General features: G+C 40.9%; 1 pseudogene. It reads right to left on the bottom strand.

What is annotated here, in order from left to right:
• Positions 1 to 296: pseudogene (locus RTW80_RS28635) on the bottom strand (autotransporter outer membrane beta-barrel domain-containing protein); the annotation flags it as partial.

Raw genomic sequence — 296 nt, forward strand, 5'->3', positions numbered from 1 at the left:
GTCAAATACAACGTCGCCAAGCAACTGAGAATTGTTGAATGTAACGTTGTTGACCATACGATAATCAGAAGTGTCATCATCTATGAAGGCTAATGCAACATCATCAGCACCTGATGCACCATTACCATAGTCGCTTGGCTCAACAGAGTTGCCAAAATGACCACGATCTGATTGTTCGTCTTCTGAGAGCGAACCTGAAGTTACAGTGGAATTATTAACAACGATATTGTTGTCCCACTGATGACCTTCAGTATTGTAAGTCGCATTACCTAAATCGTTTTGAACCAGAGTAATAC

This window comes from Escherichia sp. AM3, from assembly GCF_032029835.1.
Lineage (GTDB): Bacteria > Pseudomonadota > Gammaproteobacteria > Enterobacterales > Enterobacteriaceae > Escherichia > Escherichia coli.